Source organism: Capnocytophaga sp. ARDL2 (genome assembly GCF_041530365.1).
Taxonomy (GTDB): domain Bacteria; phylum Bacteroidota; class Bacteroidia; order Flavobacteriales; family Flavobacteriaceae; genus Flavobacterium.
This window is the reverse complement of sequence record NZ_CP168034.1, coordinates 2,196,361-2,211,813: the sequence shown is the minus strand read 5'-3', so window position 1 is coordinate 2,211,813 and position 15,453 is coordinate 2,196,361. Positions and strand designations below refer to the sequence as shown.

The following is a 15,453-nucleotide window of genomic DNA, read 5'->3' as shown; positions in this document are numbered from 1 at the left end:
GGATATACAGAGTCTCGTAGCTCAGCTGGTTAGAGTACTACACTGATAATGTAGGGGTCGGCAGTTCGAGTCTGCCCGGGACTACTAGTATTAAATAGGAAATTCTAGAAGTTGAGCAGTTATGCGGTAGATAAGGCAAAACAAATAACTCGTAGAATGTATGGGGAATTAGCTCAGCTGGCTAGAGCGCCTGCCTTGCACGCAGGAGGTCAAGGGTTCGACTCCCTTATTCTCCACAAATCCGAGAGGAAGACAAGTTCATAGACATATTGGGAAAACACAAATAGATAGAAAAATAAAAAGCACGATTTTTTGTGATAGAGATATTACAAGAGATAAAAAGAGCACAATAAGCAAAATAAGGGCGTATGGGGGATGCCTAGGCTCTCAGAGGCGAAGAAGGACGTGATAAGCTGCGAAAAGCTACGGGTATTGGCACATACGATTAGATCCGTAGATATCCGAATGGGGCAACCCACTAGTTTGAAGAACTAGTATCCGATAGGAGGCGAACCCGCTGAACTGAAACATCTAAGTAGGCGGAGGAAAAGAAAACAAAAGTGATTCCGAGAGTAGTGGCGAGCGAAATCGGAAAAGCCCAAACCAAAGTTGTTTTGGCAATTTTGGGGTTGTAGGACCACGATATTTTAATCAAAGGGAACTAGAAGTATCTGGAAAGATACACCGTAGAGAGTGATAGTCTCGTATAGGTAAACGATGTATTAAATAGTGGTATCCTGAGTAGGGCGGGGCACGTGGAACCCTGTCTGAATCCACCGGGACCATCCGGTAAGGCTAAATACTCCTGAGAGACCGATAGTGAACCAGTACCGTGAGGGAAAGGTGAAAAGAACCGTGAATAACGGAGTGAAAAAGAACCTGAAACCATACGCTTACAAGCGGTCGGAGCCCATTAGTTGGGTGACGGCGTGCCTTTTGCATAATGAGCCTACGAGTTACCGTTGCTGGCGAGGTTAAGTGATTAAGTCACGCAGCCGAAGCGAAAGCGAGTCTGAATAGGGCGTTATAGTCAGTAATGGTAGACGCGAAACCGTGTGATCTACCCATGGGCAGGTTGAAGTTTGGGTAACACCAAATGGAGGACCGAACCGGTTGACGTTGAAAAGTCTTCGGATGACCTGTGGGTAGGGGTGAAAGGCCAATCAAACTCGGAAATAGCTCGTACTCCCCGAAATGCATTTAGGTGCAGCGTTTATTATAGTTTATTAGAGGTAGAGCTACTGATTGGATGCGGGGGCTTCACCGCCTACCAATTCCTGACAAACTCCGAATGCTAATAAATGATTATAAACAGTGAGGGCATGGGTGCTAAGGTCCATGTCCGAGAGGGAAAGAACCCAGACCATCAGCTAAGGTCCCGAAATGTATGCTAAGTTGAACAAACGCGGTTTGACTGCCTAGACAGCTAGGATGTTGGCTTGGAAGCAGCCATTCATTTAAAGAGTGCGTAACAGCTCACTAGTCGAGCGGTCGAGCATGGATAATAAACGGGCATAAGTATACTACCGAAGCTATGGACAGATATACTGTGGTAGGGGAGCATTCTAAACTGGGTAGAAGAAGTACTGCGAGGTATTTTGGACTGTTTAGAAAAGAAAATGTAGGCATAAGTAACGATAATGCGGGCGAGAAACCCGCACACCGTAAGACCAAGGTTTCCTCAGCTATGCTAATCAGCTGAGGGTTAGTCGGGACCTAAGGCACACCCGAAGGGGGACGTCGATGGCCAACGGATTAATATTTCCGTACTTCTTATAGTTGTGATGGAGTGACGCAGTGGTGAAAGTACCGCGAACTGACGGAATAGTTCGTTAAAGGTCGTAGCTATAGACTTTATAGTAAAATGCGTAGAGTTTGGCGAAAACTGATAGTACTCGGAATCTACGGATGATGAGATAGTGTACCTAAAGGCTGCCAAGAAAAGCTTCTAAACATAGATTATAAGAACCCGTACCACAAACCGACACAGGTGGTCGAGGAGAGTATCCTCAGGTGCTCGAGAGATTCATGGCTAAGGAATTAGGCAAAATAGACCTGTAACTTCGGGAGAAAGGTCGCCAGCGCAAGCTGGCCGCAGTGAAAAGGTCCAGGCGACTGTTTATCAAAAACACAGGGCTCTGCAAAATCGAGAGATGAAGTATAGGGCCTGACACCTGCCCGGTGCTGGAAGGTTAAGAGGAGATGTTAGATTAATCGAAGCATTGAATTGAAGCCCCAGTAAACGGCGGCCGTAACTATAACGGTCCTAAGGTAGCGAAATTCCTTGTCGGGTAAGTTCCGACCTGCACGAATGGTGTAACGATCTGGACACTGTCTCAGCCATGAGCTCGGTGAAATTGTAGTATCGGTGAAGATGCCGATTACCCGCAGTGGGACGAAAAGACCCTGTGCACCTTTACTATAGCTTAGTATTGTTCTTGGATAAGTGATGTGTAGGATAGGTGGGAGACTATGAACTGGGTTCGCCAGGATTCAGGGAGTCATTGTTGAAATACCACCCTTTGCTTATCTGAGGACTAACTCTTTTTTTAGAGAGGACATTGCTTGGTGGGTAGTTTGACTGGGGTGGTCGCCTCCAAAAGAGTAACGGAGGCTTCTAAAGGTTCCCTCAGCACGCTTGGTAACCGTGCGTAGAGTGCAATGGCAAAAGGGAGCTTGACTGCGAGACTTACAAGTCGAACAGGTACGAAAGTAGAGCATAGTGATCCGGTGGTTCCGTATGGAAGGGCCATCGCTCAAAGGATAAAAGGTACGCCGGGGATAACAGGCTGATCTCCCCCAAGAGCTCACATCGACGGGGGGGTTTGGCACCTCGATGTCGGCTCGTCACATCCTGGGGCTGGAGAAGGTCCCAAGGGTTGGGCTGTTCGCCCATTAAAGTGGCACGCGAGCTGGGTTCAGAACGTCGTGAGACAGTTCGGTCTCTATCTACTGCGGGCGTTAGAAATTTGCGTGGATCTGATTCTAGTACGAGAGGACCGAATTGGACTAACCTCTGGTGTATCAGTTGTGCCGCCAGGTGCATTGCTGAGTAGCTACGTTGGGAAGGGATAAGTGCTGAAAGCATATAAGTACGAAACCCACCACAAGATGAGATTTCTTTAGAAGGGTCGTTGGAGATGACAACGTTGATAGGCTATAGATGTAAAGGCAGTAATGTCAAAGTCGAGTAGTACTAATCACCCGTAAGCTTATGTGCTCTAAGAGTTGCTTTTATAAAGTATCAATAGAAGTGTTTTACAATATGTACGATATTCCTGCTAAATTAGATAATATAAATTAGCAGAACCGATTTAAGGTGGTTATAGCGTTGGGGCTCACCTCTTCCCATTCCGAACAGAGAAGTTAAGTCCAATAGCGCAGATGGTACTGCGTCATAGCGTGGGAGAGTATGTCGCCGCCTTTTTTTAAGTTAAAAACTCTAATTGAAATAAATTAGAGTTTTTTTTTTGATAAATAAGAAATTTTAATTAAATATAAATAAAAACGAAAGTTTTAAAATAAATTACATTAACTTTGTTGTTGTCCTTTCAGTTTTTAACAACTTTTTATTCTTGTTCTTCGGATTCGTCGACTGGAAATGAAAATCTATCAATGAATGAAAGTAATCTTGGGAGGAGAGAAGTTTTAGATGAAGTAGAATTAAAGAAATTGAATAACATTAGACAAAAAAAATTAAATCAAATGGATAGTTTTGAAGAATTGTCTTATGAGCAAATAATGAAAATGGCTAATATGCATAATGAAATATTGAATAATATTCATATGAGTAGAGGAGATGTTTATTTATATAGTGAGAATGAAAAATTAGAATTGGTAGAAGATCTGTATAATACTTATATGAGTGATTTTAGAGATATTACATTGAAGCAAGTAGTTGACTTCTCAAAAAATGTTGCTGGTGTCGAGAAGTCTCAGGATTTACTAATCTATGATTGGGAAAAAATGTATATTGATCAAGCTAATCAGATTCTTTTTGATTCTTCAGATATAGGAGACCTAAACATGTCTTTAGATAAATTAGTTGGTGATGTTAAATCTGATAATCGAAAAATGTTTAAAACACCAATTTTGTTGTATATTGAGACTTTAAAGGAATCTTCTTTTTATTGGGCATCCGTTGAGGAAGGAGGAAGTGGTTTAGGATTTTCCTTATTAAAGAAGAGAAGTCCCTATTTTATGAGTAATAAAAAAGGCAAGAAAAATTGGAAAAATGTAGCAATAGCAGATGCACAAGGAATGACTACAGGGATGTTGGGGGTTGCGGCTTACGGAGCATGGGGAGTGATGTTTGGGCCTGCAGGTTTTGCTTTAACAGGTGGTGCTTTTGTTTGGGTAGCTGTTGAATCTGCTATGGCGTCAGCTCTTTTTGGATAGATGAAAAAAGTATTGAGTATATTAATTGTTTATCTCTTATTAGTAAGTTTTAATCATTTTTTGTTTTGTACAGTAAATAATTATAATTTATTGGATTTTTCAGAAAATGATGTTATTAAGTCGTTTATTTATTCTAATGTTTTTGTTATTGTATTAGGAGTTGTTATTCTTAAGGAGGCTTTTAAAAAGGATAAATGATTTTAATATGATTTAAAATAATGAGGTAGGTGCTAATAAAGTATATTTGCTTTTGAAATACTAAATAAAGATCTTTAAAGAGTGAGAAATAAAGCTTGTTTGAAATATTTAGTAAAGTAAAATTGTGTTGATAACCATATTATCCAATTGCTAAAAATTCTGCTAAAATCTGTTTTCTTGAGATTGAAGGTGGTATGGGAATTACAGATTGTTTTATACTCAAGAAGCTTTGAGTAAAGGAGGACCGAAAATAAATAAAACTAGAACAAGAACAGAAAGTGATGTATTAGGAGGAGCATTTGGAATGGTCGGTTGGGCTGTTTTTGGAGGTGTAGCATTAGGACCTTTAGGAGCATTGGCTGGAATGGTAGCTGCAACTGTATATGGAGCAGTAACTGGTAGTATATAAAGTTATGGAATTATGAAATTATTGATATTTAGAGCTTTGTTTTCGTATGTTTTTCTATCATTTGGATGGTTTTTATATGAAATATTTTCATACGAAATGGATTGTATATTGTTGTCTGAAATGAAAGGTCTTTTGTCGGTATCTTTATTGAAAGGACTAGGATTTATCATTATTCCATTGATACTTAGCTATCTTTCTTATAAAAAAGAAAAAAGAACTTTATTTTGATTTTATAAAAAAATAAGATGGTTATAGCGTTGGACTCACTCCTGCCCATTTCGAACAGCGAAGTTAAGCCTAATAGCACAGATGGTACTGCGTTATGGTGTGGGAGAGTATGTTGCCGGCTTTCCTTAAAAATTCTGACTCGAAACTATTAGGATTTTTTTGTTTATGTATTTATTTTAGAATGAATATTTTGACAATAAGTACTTGAAAGGCATTAAATTTGCGAAGAGGAAATAATCTATGTAAGCAGAAATTTTTGAGTGAGGAATGAGGCGATGTTATTTTGTGAGGTGTAAATCGAAACAAATAGTACAGCAGACGATATGACGCAAGTATTTTCCTTTGTTTTTTTGAAAATAAATTTCTTCTGGAGTTCTAATTGTATTTTTTCTATTTAATATTCTTTCAAAAAAGGAAATGCAAAGCGACACGTCAAATTATAAAAATAAAAAACTGCAATTACTGTCGGTTTTCATAATTATTTAAACTGTGATAGTACTTCTTTTTTGTTTAGAGTACAAACGTATCCCATGCGATACATGTCGAATATAGTAATCGATGGATGGCAACTTTTTAGGTTGTAAGTCAAAAATGGTTTTAGAATTTTAAATCCTAAGCCTACTAATGATATGAGATGGAAGTCTTGTAGTTTTTTGTACATTTTCCCATAAGGTGTGTAGTTGTATGGGAGTAGTTTGTTTTCCCATAAATAAATGTAACTCAACGTACTTTCATCTGTTTTTTTTAAGAAAATATCCGTAGTTTCGATACCCAAATGACATACTTGGTTGTCTATATGGCTTAATAGAATTTGCTGTTGCTGGATGTCATAAGAATACAATAAATCTTCGTTACGGAGATTTGGTATTCTTTCGTTGAAGCGTACTTTTTCAAATATTTGCTTGTGAATGACAAAATTTAGTGTAAGAAAAGCTAAATAGGTTTCCTTTTTACGTTGATTAGCAGGAATTGCTTCTCTTTTATTCCCATAAAACCAACGTAATAATTGTGATTTTTCGGGTTTATTTGATTGATATACTATGCCTCCGTAGATGATTTTTGGTGTAGTGTTTTTGTTGATTTCTTTTAGATAATTGGCAATAAAATCTTCTTTAATAACCTGTACGTCAGCGTCTAAAAATAGTAGCCAAGAGTATTTTGCTTTTTGTGCTAATAAATTTCTAATTGCACTTCTACCGATGTTTTTGGGCAATGCAGTATAAGTGCAATTAGAAAAACTATTGATTATTTCGTTGTTGTACAGTATTCCTGAGCCGTCATCATAAACAATGATTTCAAACGGGATGTTTGCTGATGTACATTGTTTAAAAACGTCTATAACTAATTGGGTTACATCGTATTTGTAAGTAGGAATGAGTACTGATAACATTTTAGACGTTTTTTTGGATTACTTCAAATACTTTTCCTTGTTCACATCTAATCGTTTTAGAAGGAAATTTAACCAAAAGGGCATAGTCATGCGTTGCCATCAAAATTGTACGACCGTTTTGGTTGATTTTTCTCAATACCTCCATTACCTCAATACTCGTTTGAGGGTCGAGATTACCAGTAGGTTCGTCTGCTAAAATCAACTCAGGGTCATTTAGTAAGGCACGTGCAATTGCTATTCTTTGTTGTTCTCCACCAGAAAGTTGATGTGGCAATTTGTTGATAGAGTTTACCATATCAACTTTAGATAATACTTCGGAAATTCGTTGGTCTATATCTGCTTTAGTAGTCCATCCTGTAGCTTTTAAAACAAATTCTAAATTTTTATAAATACTACGGTCTGGTAATAGTTTAAAATCTTGAAAAACAATACCAATTTTTCGTCTTAAATATGGAATGTCTTTTTCTTTTAGAGTTTTTAAATCATAATCGACTATGCAACCTTCACCTGATTTTAATAATAAATCGGCATAAAGTGTCTTCATTAAACTACTTTTACCTGAACCTGTTTTTCCAATGAGATAAACGAATTCACCTTTGTTGATTTGAAGATTTACATTGTTTAAAATGGGTGCTTCTTCTTGATATATAGTTACATTTTTTAATTCTAAAATTGTAGGAGTCATCTCAAAATTTTTATTATAGTTTTCAAAATTACAAAATAAATTTCAAAGTATTCCTTTTTTTTAATTTATCATTAGTAGTATATTTGTGAATCATTCAAACAAGTCAATAAAATGTTGAAAAAAGATCCATTTGGAAATATTATTTACCTAAAAAAATGGCTTATTCGTATTTTTGGATTTCTCACGCATAGACGATATAAAGGTTTTAATTCGCTACAAATCGAAGGTTCTGAAATCATCAGAGAATTACCAGAAAATGGTGTATTGTTTATTTCAAATCATCAAACCTATTTTGCTGATGTAGTTGCTATGTTTCATGTGTTTAATGCGTCGTTGAAAGGGCGAAGAAATAATATAAAAAACATTTTTTATATATGGAATCCCAAGTTGAATATCTATTTTGTAGCTGCTAAAGAAACAATGAAAGCGGGACTTTTGCCTCGTATTCTCAGTTTGGTTGGTGCGATAACAGTAGAGCGTACTTGGCGTGATAAAGGAAAAGATCTAGAAGAAAAAAAGCAGATCAATCCCAATGATACTGAAAATATTAAAAAGGCGTTGGACGACGGTTGGGTAATAACTTTTCCGCAAGGGACGACCAAGTCTTTTTCACCTATAAGAAAAGGCACAGCTCACATTATCAAGCAACATAAACCTATTGTAGTTCCGATTGTAATCGATGGTTTTCGTAGGTCGTTTGATAAAAAGGGAATTTTTATGAAAAAAAAGGGGATTTTGCAATCTTTTGTCATCAAAGAACTTTTGAAAATTGATTATGAAGATGATAGTGTAGAGGATATCATCGAAAAAATAGAATATGCCATAGAGCAACATCCATCATATCTAAAAGTGATTCCACAGGAACTGCTCGACCAAGATGAATTGCTCAATAAAGAACGCGAATATTGATGAAAACTATTCAAAACAATCAAAATTTTAGATTTCAACTATTGATAGTAGGTGTTGGAATTTTGCTTTTTGTTGTAAAATTTATCGCCTATTTTCTTACGCAATCTGTGGCTATTTTGACCGATGCCTTGGAAAGCACTATCAATGTATTTAGTGGGATGTTTGCTTTGTATAGTTTGTATTTGTCTGCTTTGCCTCGAGATAAAAACCATCCGTATGGTCATGGAAAAATCGAATTTATTTCGGCGTCTATCGAAGGAATTTTGATTGGAATTGCAGGTTTGAGTATTTTGTATAAAGTATATGAAAGTTTTGCTCATCCGACAGAATTAAGCAGTGTGGCTTATGGAACGTACCTGATAGCTTTTACTGCTTTGATCAATTATGCTATGGGATATTTGGCAATTAAAAAAGGAAAGCAACAACATTCGCCTACTTTGGTTGCTACTGGAAAACACTTGCAAACCGATACGTATAGTACCTTGGGAATTATCATCGGATTGGTACTGATTTCTATGACTAATATATTATGGATTGATAGTGTTACTGCCTTGATTTTTGGCTTGTTGATACTTTACACTTCCTATTCGATTTTGCGTGAAAGTGTTTCAGGAATAATGGACGAAACCGATCAACAATTGTTGCAAACGATAGCAATTTTGCTTCAAAACAATCGTCGGAAACATTGGATAGATGTACATAATTTGCGAATTATCAAATACGGAGCAACTTTGCATATCGATTGTCACATGACGATTCCGTGGTATTATAATACAGAGGAAGGGCATCGAGAGATCGAAGTTTTTGAGGATATTGTCAAAGATTATTTTGGCGATCGAGTGGAAATGTTTGTACATTTGGACGCTTGTAGAGAATTTTCTTGTTCGCTATGTAATCTAAACGATTGCTCTATGCGAAAACATTCTTTTGTGAAAGAAATAGAATGGAATGCTGAAAATATATGTGAAAATAATAAACATAAAGCTGATTAATGGTAAAGTTAATCAGCTTTTTATTTTGAAATAAATGAGTGTAAAATGATTGTTTGTACCTTTTATCTTAATTGTTTCATTTTGGTTAAACGTAATCGGATGTTCAATCAATTGTCTATTTTGAATGCTTGATGTATGATGGTTTAATGATATTTCTACTGAATTTTTCAAATTGATAAAAGCAATGCTACTTTCTTCTTCTAAATTTTCTAAAATCGATTGGAGTTTCATTGAAAAAGGTTTGTTTTTAGATTGAGCTATAATCACACAGGCATTAAATCTTTGGTTGGTGTATATTTCGATTAATTGTTTCAATGCAAGTAATTCTTCTGTCCAAGGCAATGCCTTTTGCTCTGAAAACAAAGATGGAATCGTAAAATCTTTTGAACCATAAAAGGAAAAAAAAGCTGTTTTTTCTCCTAAATTTATTATTTTCAGCCAAGTAATCGATTGATTGATTTCTTCAAAGAATCGTTGGCTTTCTTCTTTAGTGAGCAATTCACCGTGGTTGATGATTTCTTCCATTTTTACAATTGTTTTTCGTACAATTCGGCATAGTACCCATTGTTTTTGATGAGTTGACTATGCGTTCCTTGTTCAATAATACGACCCTTTTCGAGTATCACTATCCAATCGGCATGTTTTGCAGCCGAAATGCGATGTGTTATAATTACCGTGGTGGTATCTTGTGTGATTGATTTTAGGTTGTTTAGGATATTTTCTTCTGTTTCGGTATCCACAGCAGAAAGCGAATCGTCCAACAATAAAATTGGAGATTGTTTGATAAGAGCTCTCGCAATAGATACGCGTTGTTTTTGTCCTCCCGAAAGTGTAAGACCTCTTTCGCCAAGCATGGTTTCGTAACCATCGGTAAAGGCTTCAATATTTTTATCGACATCGGCGAGTTTTGCATAACGGATGATTTCTTTGTCCGTAGCTGTTGGTTTTCCGTATTTAATGTTGTTTTTTATCGTATCCGAAAACAAAAAAGCATCTTGTGGTACGGTTGCAACAGCTGTGCGAAGGTTTTGAATTTCATAGTCTTTTACATTATGTTGGTCTATAACAACTTCACCTTGGTCAGCGTCATATAATCTCGTGATAAGATGTAAAAGTGTTGATTTTCCAGACCCCGTACTTCCCAAAACTGCCAATGTCTTTCCTTTTGGTAGTTGGAAGGAAATATTTTCCAATGCTTTGATGCCTGTATCAGAGTAGGTAAACGAAACATTTTTAAACTCAATAGCACCAGAAATTGGTGTTTGTACAGGTGAAAGGGTAGAAGTGATGGCGCTTTTTTCGTTCAAAAATTCATTGATTCGCTTTTGAGAAGCTTCGGCTTCTTGTACCATAGACGAAATCCATCCCAAAGAGGCAATAGGCCAAGTCAAAATATTGATATACATGATAAACTGGGCAATGACCCCAACGGAAATTTCGTTGTTGATGTACATTTTGGTCCCAATATACACTACGAATATATTACTCAAAGCAATGAGACCAATCATCATAGGAGCAATCAAACCGTTGGCAATGGTCAATTTCAAAAAAATATTCTTAGAGTTTTCGGTCAAATCTAGATAATCACCACTCAATCTTTTTTCTTGGTTATAAGCTTTGATTACTCGTATTCCAGAAAAATTTTCTTGTACAAACGACGATAAATTGGAAAGATTTTGTTGATATGCTATACTTCTCGATTTGATTAATTTCATCAATTTCATCATTCCAATCATCAAAATAGGCACTGGAATTAATGCATAAAGCGAAAGTTTGGGAGAAATGATAAACATTTGAATCAAAACAATCCCCATGCGAGCCACTGTGTTTAATGAGTACATCACAGCTGGTCCGACATATTGGCGCACTTTGGCAACATCTTCGGAGATTCTCGACATCAAATCTCCTGTGCGGTTGCGTTTGAAAAAATCGAGAGAAAGAGATTGATATTGTTTGAAAATTTCGTTTTTCATATCAAATTCGATATGACGAGACATGACAATCAAGGTTTGTCGCATCCAAAAAGTAAAAAAGCCTGAAAGTAAAGTAGCACCAATGATATAGCCCAATAGTTTAAACAATTCGTTTTTAGCAAAACCGCTTGTAATTTTATCCGCTAAAAAATCGTTTAATATATTGATGGCATCACCTACAAACTCAGGCGTCATTACCATAAATACTTGAGATAGAATGGTAATGATAATCCCTAAAACAAAATGTTTGTAGTATTTTTTGAAATATTTATTCAGGCGTTGGAGTTCTTTCATTTACTATATGATTAAAGGGCAAAGATACATAAACAAAGAAAAATGCCGACTATTTTTAGTCGGCATTTTATTATAAATAGTCAAAATACTTAGGTTGTTTAATTTTGAAAAGTTGGAAAACAGATTTCAACCATACTATAATTAATAATGGCATGATGAAAAATATCATTTTGTTGTAGTTCCATGCAGTTTCAAAATTTAGATGTAAAAGATGCATAGCTGCACGGGTACTACCACATCCCCAACACTCTATACCAGCCAAAGATTTTGATAAACAAACAGATTGTCCATGATCGAAATAATTTGCAGGTAGAAATATTAGAACAATTGGAGTGAAAACCACTAAACTATGACGTATTAGAAAAACTATTTCTTTCAAAATTAAAGAGTTTCTGTATATCTTCCATTTTTAGGTTGTAAGTCACCAGTAACGATGCGGATTAGGTCAATTAAAGCCCAAACTCCACATCCACCTAAAGTCAACAGTTGGATAATACCTTCTGTCTTATATCCTAAGTAGAATCTGTGGATACCTAATCCTCCGACAAATACGCATAGCAATAATGCGATAAGTTGGCTTTTTCCACTCATAGTAGCAACAGGTGAAGTGTATTCGCTTTCAGCTGTTTTTATTTCATCTACAATTGATGTAGTTACATTGTCATTTGTCTCAGTAACAACTTTTGTAGATGCTAATGCCTCTGCTCTTTCAACAGGAAAAGAAGATTGCAATGTGCTCATTATCAGTATAAACAATAATGATACGAAAAATAATTTTAATTTCATATTGTAAAAAAATTTATTATTACTTTTGAAAAAGTAAATAAAAAAAATATGTTAAGGTGTTTTTTAATGTTATTTTTGCTTCCATTTTGTTCAATAGCACAAAGTGTTAATTATGAGTTTCTTGGTGTTTTGAAATTAAATAAAAATGACAAAATAATTATTTCTTATCGCTTGGTTTTTGAAGAAGAGAAAGGGAAAATAAAGGGGTATTCTGTAACTGATTTTGGTGGATTACATGAAACAAAAAGTGAGATAGTAGGTACTTATGATTTAAAAAACAAAATCTTGAAATTTTCAGAGCAAGAAATTTTATATACCAAATCAAAGGTAAATAAATATTCATTTTGTTTCGTACACTATACAGGAACCATTACTCTAAATAAACAAAATGCAAAAATCAGTGGAGATTTTTTAGGTAAATTTTCTGATGGCACCAAATGTATCAATGGTTCTATAGAATTAGTAAAGATAGAAAAAGTAGAAAAACAGGTAACAAAATTGTTAAAAAAGTTAGATAAATCTAAAAAAATAGACGAAGTGATCAGAGAAAAGTACAATCCTGTGAAAATTATGGATAGTTTGAAAATGAATACATTGACAGAAAACGAACAATTGAATGTATTTGTAAAAACTGATAAAGTGATAATTAAAATATGGGACGCAGGAAAAGAAGATGGAGATAAAATAGATGTTTATGTTGATAATAAATCATTATTGAAGGATTATGAAGTGAAAAAGTCAATAAAGCTATTGAATGTTCCAATTGAAAAGGGGGAAAATAAATTGAAAATAATTGCCAAAAATGAAGGTGTTATTACTCCAAATACAGCCAAAGTTTTGATAATTGATGGGGATAGAAGTTATGAAGCATATACTAATTTGAAAGAAAAAGAAGAGGTGTTTATAAATTTTATTAAAAAATAAACGAATAAAGTATTTAAACAATTCAAAAAAACAATATTTTTGCAGTTATAAAAAACACATATTTTTGATTTATATGGAAAACAACACATTTGAAAAAGAATTAGCTTTTCAAGCAGACAGAAGAAAAGCTTGTGTAGATCTTATCAAGATGGTAAACGATTTGTGGTATGACAAATCAATCGAATTGGTAATTTTCCGCAACCAATTGTTGGATCGTAGTGTGAGTGATATTATCAACTTACATGAATACGCAGCAAAATTCGTTGAAAAGCCAATTAATATTTTTGATACTGTTGAAATTGCACGTGCTATTATCGCGGCTGATTTGCCACCAGCACGTATTGACTTAGGAAGATTGACATACGAATACCATGTAGAAAATGGTACAGATGCAACTTCGTTTGTTGCAAACAAATTGAAAGATGCAAAAAATACGTCAAACATTACTCCAAAAGATGTAGTATTGTACGGATTTGGTCGTATCGGACGTTTGTTGGCTCGTGAATTGATGGCAAAAATCGGAACTGGACAACAATTGAGATTGAAAGCGATTGTAACTCGCGATAAAAATGACGCAAAATCATTGGAGAAAAGAGCTTCATTGTTGCGTTTAGATTCTATTCACGGAGATTTTGAAGGATCAGTTTCTGTTGACGTAGAAAACGAAGCATTGATCATCAATGGGTCTCCTGTAAAAATGATTTCTGCAGCACAACCAGAAGATATCGATTATACAAAATATGGAATTGAAAACGCCTTGGTTATCGACAATACTGGTGTTTTTAAGGACGAAGAGGCATTGTCTCGTCACTTAAAATCAAAAGGGGCTGATAAGGTAATCCTTACTGCACCGGGAAAAGGTGTGCCAAATATCGTATATGGTGTAAACCACGAAGATTACAACATCGACAAAGTAAACATTTGGTCAGCGGCTTCTTGTACTACAAATGCAATTACTCCAGTATTAGCAGTAATCGAAGAAACTCTTGGGGTAGTAAAAGGACACTTAGAAACTATCCACGCATATACAAACGACCAAAATCTGGTGGACAACATGCACAAAAAATACCGTAGAGGTAGAGCAGCAGCGTTGAACATGGTTATAACAGAGACAGGGGCAGGTTCTGCTGTAGCAAAAGCATTGCCTTCTTTGGCAGGTAAATTGACTTCAAACGCAATCCGAGTACCTGTGCCAAATGGTTCATTGGTAGTATTGAACTTGGAAGTAGGTAAAGAAACTTCAGTACAAGGAATCAATGATATCATGAAAAAATATGCGTTGGAAGGAAATTTGGTTGAGCAAATCAAATATTCTTTAAACAACGAATTGGTATCATCAGATATTATCGGTACATCAGCACCTTCTATTTATGATTCAAATGCAACAATCGTTTCAGCAGACGGTAAAAACATCGTATTGTACATTTGGTACGACAACGAGTATGGATATAGCCATCAAGTAATTCGCTTGGCAAAATATGTTGCAAACGTACGTAGATATACTTACTATTAATAGAAAGTTTTTATATTTATATTTTATTTCAAAAAGCCATGCAGTATTTATTGTGTGGTTTTTTTGTTGATTTTTGGAACGAAAGAATATTTTTTGTATTTTCACAGAACGTATTTCTAATAAAAATTCAAACTATCACAATATATAAACACACTATGGCAAGAACTCCATCCAATATGTTGGCATTAGGAACACAAGCAATGGATTTTGAATTGTTTGATACTACAAGGCAAAAAATGAAAACTTTTCAGCAGTTGAAAGGTAAAAAAGCAACTTTGGTTGTTTTTATATGCAATCATTGTCCGTATGTTCATCATGTAATTGAGGAAATTGTACGCATTGCCAATGATTATCGAGTAGAAGGTGTATCTACGATTGCTATTTCGAGCAATGATGTGGAAAATTATCCCGACGATTCGCCAGAAAAAATGACCGAATTTGCCTTGGAACACCGATTTTCTTTTCCGTATTTGTATGATGAAACACAACAAGTAGCAAAAGACTATGATGCGGCTTGCACACCTGATTTTTATCTGTTTGACGAATATGACAAATTGGTTTATAGAGGTCAGCTCGACGACTCTCGACCACAAAATGGTATTGTAGTAAGTGGTTCGGATTTGCGAAATGCCATAGATTCATTGCTTTATAGTCGTAAAATCAATACTTTACAAAAACCAAGTATTGGATGTAATATTAAGTGGAAAAAAGTAGAATAATAGAATAGTTTTTATACCTTTGCATTTGAAAAAGT

General features: G+C 35.4%; 14 protein-coding genes, 2 tRNA genes and 3 rRNA genes. 13 read left to right on the top strand and 6 right to left on the bottom strand.

The window, feature by feature from the left end; translation table 11 throughout:
• Window positions 1-10 precede the first annotated feature (10 nt).
• From AB4865_RS11175 to rrf (AB4865_RS11140), 8 genes are all read left to right on the top strand, one after another.
• Window positions 11-84, top strand: a tRNA-Ile gene (locus AB4865_RS11175).
• Window positions 85-162: 78 nt separating this feature from the next.
• Window positions 163-236, top strand: a tRNA-Ala gene (locus tag AB4865_RS11170).
• Between the two features lie 111 nt (window positions 237-347).
• A 23S ribosomal RNA gene (locus tag AB4865_RS11165) occupies window positions 348-3,221 on the top strand.
• 94 nt (window positions 3,222-3,315) lie between these two features.
• Window positions 3,316-3,427, top strand: a 5S ribosomal RNA gene (gene rrf / locus AB4865_RS11160).
• Window positions 3,428-3,615: 188 nt separating this feature from the next.
• On the top strand, window positions 3,616-4,398 hold the full coding sequence (locus AB4865_RS11155) for a hypothetical protein (RefSeq protein WP_372473378.1): 783 nt from the start codon (window positions 3,616-3,618) through the stop codon (window positions 4,396-4,398).
• A gap of 427 nt (window positions 4,399-4,825) precedes the next feature.
• Window positions 4,826-5,005 carry a hypothetical protein gene (locus AB4865_RS11150; RefSeq protein ID WP_372473377.1) on the top strand — a complete coding sequence of 60 codons (180 nt, stop codon included), beginning with the start codon at window positions 4,826-4,828 and terminating at the stop codon, window positions 5,003-5,005.
• A gap of 12 nt (window positions 5,006-5,017) precedes the next feature.
• Complete coding sequence (locus AB4865_RS11145) at window positions 5,018-5,233, top strand: hypothetical protein (protein WP_372473376.1); 216 nt, start codon at window positions 5,018-5,020, stop codon at window positions 5,231-5,233.
• Window positions 5,234-5,246: 13 nt separating this feature from the next.
• Window positions 5,247-5,357: ribosomal RNA gene (gene rrf / locus AB4865_RS11140) — 5S ribosomal RNA — on the top strand.
• Between the two features lie 354 nt (window positions 5,358-5,711).
• Here rrf (AB4865_RS11140) and AB4865_RS11135 read toward each other — a convergent pair.
• A complete protein-coding gene (locus tag AB4865_RS11135) occupies window positions 5,712-6,623 on the bottom strand; it encodes a glycosyltransferase family 2 protein (protein ID WP_372473375.1) in 912 nt (303 codons plus the stop codon).
• Between the two features lies 1 nt (window position 6,624).
• Window positions 6,625-7,308 (bottom strand): cell division ATP-binding protein FtsE, encoded by a 684-nt coding sequence (locus tag AB4865_RS11130; RefSeq protein ID WP_372473374.1) that lies wholly within the window; start codon window positions 7,306-7,308, stop codon window positions 6,625-6,627.
• A gap of 111 nt (window positions 7,309-7,419) precedes the next feature.
• On the opposite strand from AB4865_RS11130, the gene AB4865_RS11125 reads away from it, so the two are divergent.
• Window positions 7,420-8,217 carry a lysophospholipid acyltransferase family protein gene (locus AB4865_RS11125; protein ID WP_372473373.1) on the top strand — a complete coding sequence of 266 codons (798 nt, stop codon included), beginning with the start codon at window positions 7,420-7,422 and terminating at the stop codon, window positions 8,215-8,217.
• A complete protein-coding gene (locus AB4865_RS11120; protein ID WP_372473372.1) occupies window positions 8,217-9,209 on the top strand; it encodes a cation diffusion facilitator family transporter in 993 nt (330 codons plus the stop codon). The genes AB4865_RS11125 and AB4865_RS11120 overlap by 1 nt, the downstream gene beginning before the upstream one ends.
• A gap of 12 nt (window positions 9,210-9,221) precedes the next feature.
• Here the strand turns inward: AB4865_RS11120 and AB4865_RS11115 are convergent, their stop codons facing one another.
• The 4 genes from AB4865_RS11115 to AB4865_RS11100 form a co-directional block, all read right to left on the bottom strand.
• Window positions 9,222-9,734 carry a hypothetical protein gene (locus AB4865_RS11115; protein WP_372473371.1) on the bottom strand — a complete coding sequence of 171 codons (513 nt, stop codon included), beginning with the start codon at window positions 9,732-9,734 and terminating at the stop codon, window positions 9,222-9,224.
• 2 nt (window positions 9,735-9,736) lie between these two features.
• Window positions 9,737-11,476 (bottom strand): ABC transporter ATP-binding protein, encoded by a 1,740-nt coding sequence (locus AB4865_RS11110; protein WP_372473370.1) that lies wholly within the window; start codon window positions 11,474-11,476, stop codon window positions 9,737-9,739.
• Between the two features lie 70 nt (window positions 11,477-11,546).
• On the bottom strand, window positions 11,547-11,855 hold the full coding sequence (locus AB4865_RS11105; RefSeq protein WP_372473369.1) for a DUF2752 domain-containing protein: 309 nt from the start codon (window positions 11,853-11,855) through the stop codon (window positions 11,547-11,549).
• Window positions 11,856-11,857: 2 nt separating this feature from the next.
• Window positions 11,858-12,217 (bottom strand): TM2 domain-containing protein, encoded by a 360-nt coding sequence (locus AB4865_RS11100; RefSeq protein WP_372473368.1) that lies wholly within the window; start codon window positions 12,215-12,217, stop codon window positions 11,858-11,860.
• A 174-nt stretch (window positions 12,218-12,391) separates the two neighbouring features.
• On the opposite strand from AB4865_RS11100, the gene AB4865_RS11095 reads away from it, so the two are divergent.
• The 3 genes from AB4865_RS11095 (at window position 12,392) to AB4865_RS11085 (ending at window position 15,418) form a co-directional block, all read left to right on the top strand.
• Window positions 12,392-13,186: a hypothetical protein gene (locus AB4865_RS11095; protein ID WP_372473367.1), complete on the top strand. Its 795-nt coding sequence runs from the start codon at window positions 12,392-12,394 to the stop codon at window positions 13,184-13,186.
• A 73-nt stretch (window positions 13,187-13,259) separates the two neighbouring features.
• Window positions 13,260-14,699, top strand: coding sequence for a glyceraldehyde-3-phosphate dehydrogenase (locus AB4865_RS11090; RefSeq protein ID WP_372473366.1), 1,440 nt, complete (start codon window positions 13,260-13,262; stop codon window positions 14,697-14,699).
• A 155-nt stretch (window positions 14,700-14,854) separates the two neighbouring features.
• Window positions 14,855-15,418, top strand: coding sequence for a thioredoxin family protein (locus AB4865_RS11085; RefSeq protein WP_372473365.1), 564 nt, complete (start codon window positions 14,855-14,857; stop codon window positions 15,416-15,418).
• Window positions 15,419-15,453: the final 35 nt, after the last annotated feature.

What these genes read in the sequence shown, in the direction of transcription:
- AB4865_RS11155 (WP_372473378.1), top strand. Translation starts at nt 3,616, where the DNA reads ATGAATGAAAGTAATCTTGGGAGGAGAGAAGTTTTAGATGAAGTAGAA.
- AB4865_RS11145 (WP_372473376.1), top strand. Translation starts at nt 5,018, where the DNA reads ATGAAATTATTGATATTTAGAGCTTTGTTTTCGTATGTTTTTCTATCA.
- AB4865_RS11135 (WP_372473375.1), bottom strand. Translation starts at nt 6,623, where the DNA reads ATGTTATCAGTACTCATTCCTACTTACAAATACGATGTAACCCAATTA.
- AB4865_RS11130 (WP_372473374.1), bottom strand. Translation starts at nt 7,308, where the DNA reads ATGACTCCTACAATTTTAGAATTAAAAAATGTAACTATATATCAAGAA.
- AB4865_RS11125 (WP_372473373.1), top strand. Translation starts at nt 7,420, where the DNA reads ATGTTGAAAAAAGATCCATTTGGAAATATTATTTACCTAAAAAAATGG.
- AB4865_RS11120 (WP_372473372.1), top strand. Translation starts at nt 8,217, where the DNA reads ATGAAAACTATTCAAAACAATCAAAATTTTAGATTTCAACTATTGATA.
- AB4865_RS11115 (WP_372473371.1), bottom strand. Translation starts at nt 9,734, where the DNA reads ATGGAAGAAATCATCAACCACGGTGAATTGCTCACTAAAGAAGAAAGC.
- AB4865_RS11110 (WP_372473370.1), bottom strand. Translation starts at nt 11,476, where the DNA reads ATGAAAGAACTCCAACGCCTGAATAAATATTTCAAAAAATACTACAAA.
- AB4865_RS11100 (WP_372473368.1), bottom strand. Translation starts at nt 12,217, where the DNA reads ATGAGCACATTGCAATCTTCTTTTCCTGTTGAAAGAGCAGAGGCATTA.
- AB4865_RS11090 (WP_372473366.1), top strand. Translation starts at nt 13,260, where the DNA reads ATGGAAAACAACACATTTGAAAAAGAATTAGCTTTTCAAGCAGACAGA.
- AB4865_RS11085 (WP_372473365.1), top strand. Translation starts at nt 14,855, where the DNA reads ATGGCAAGAACTCCATCCAATATGTTGGCATTAGGAACACAAGCAATG.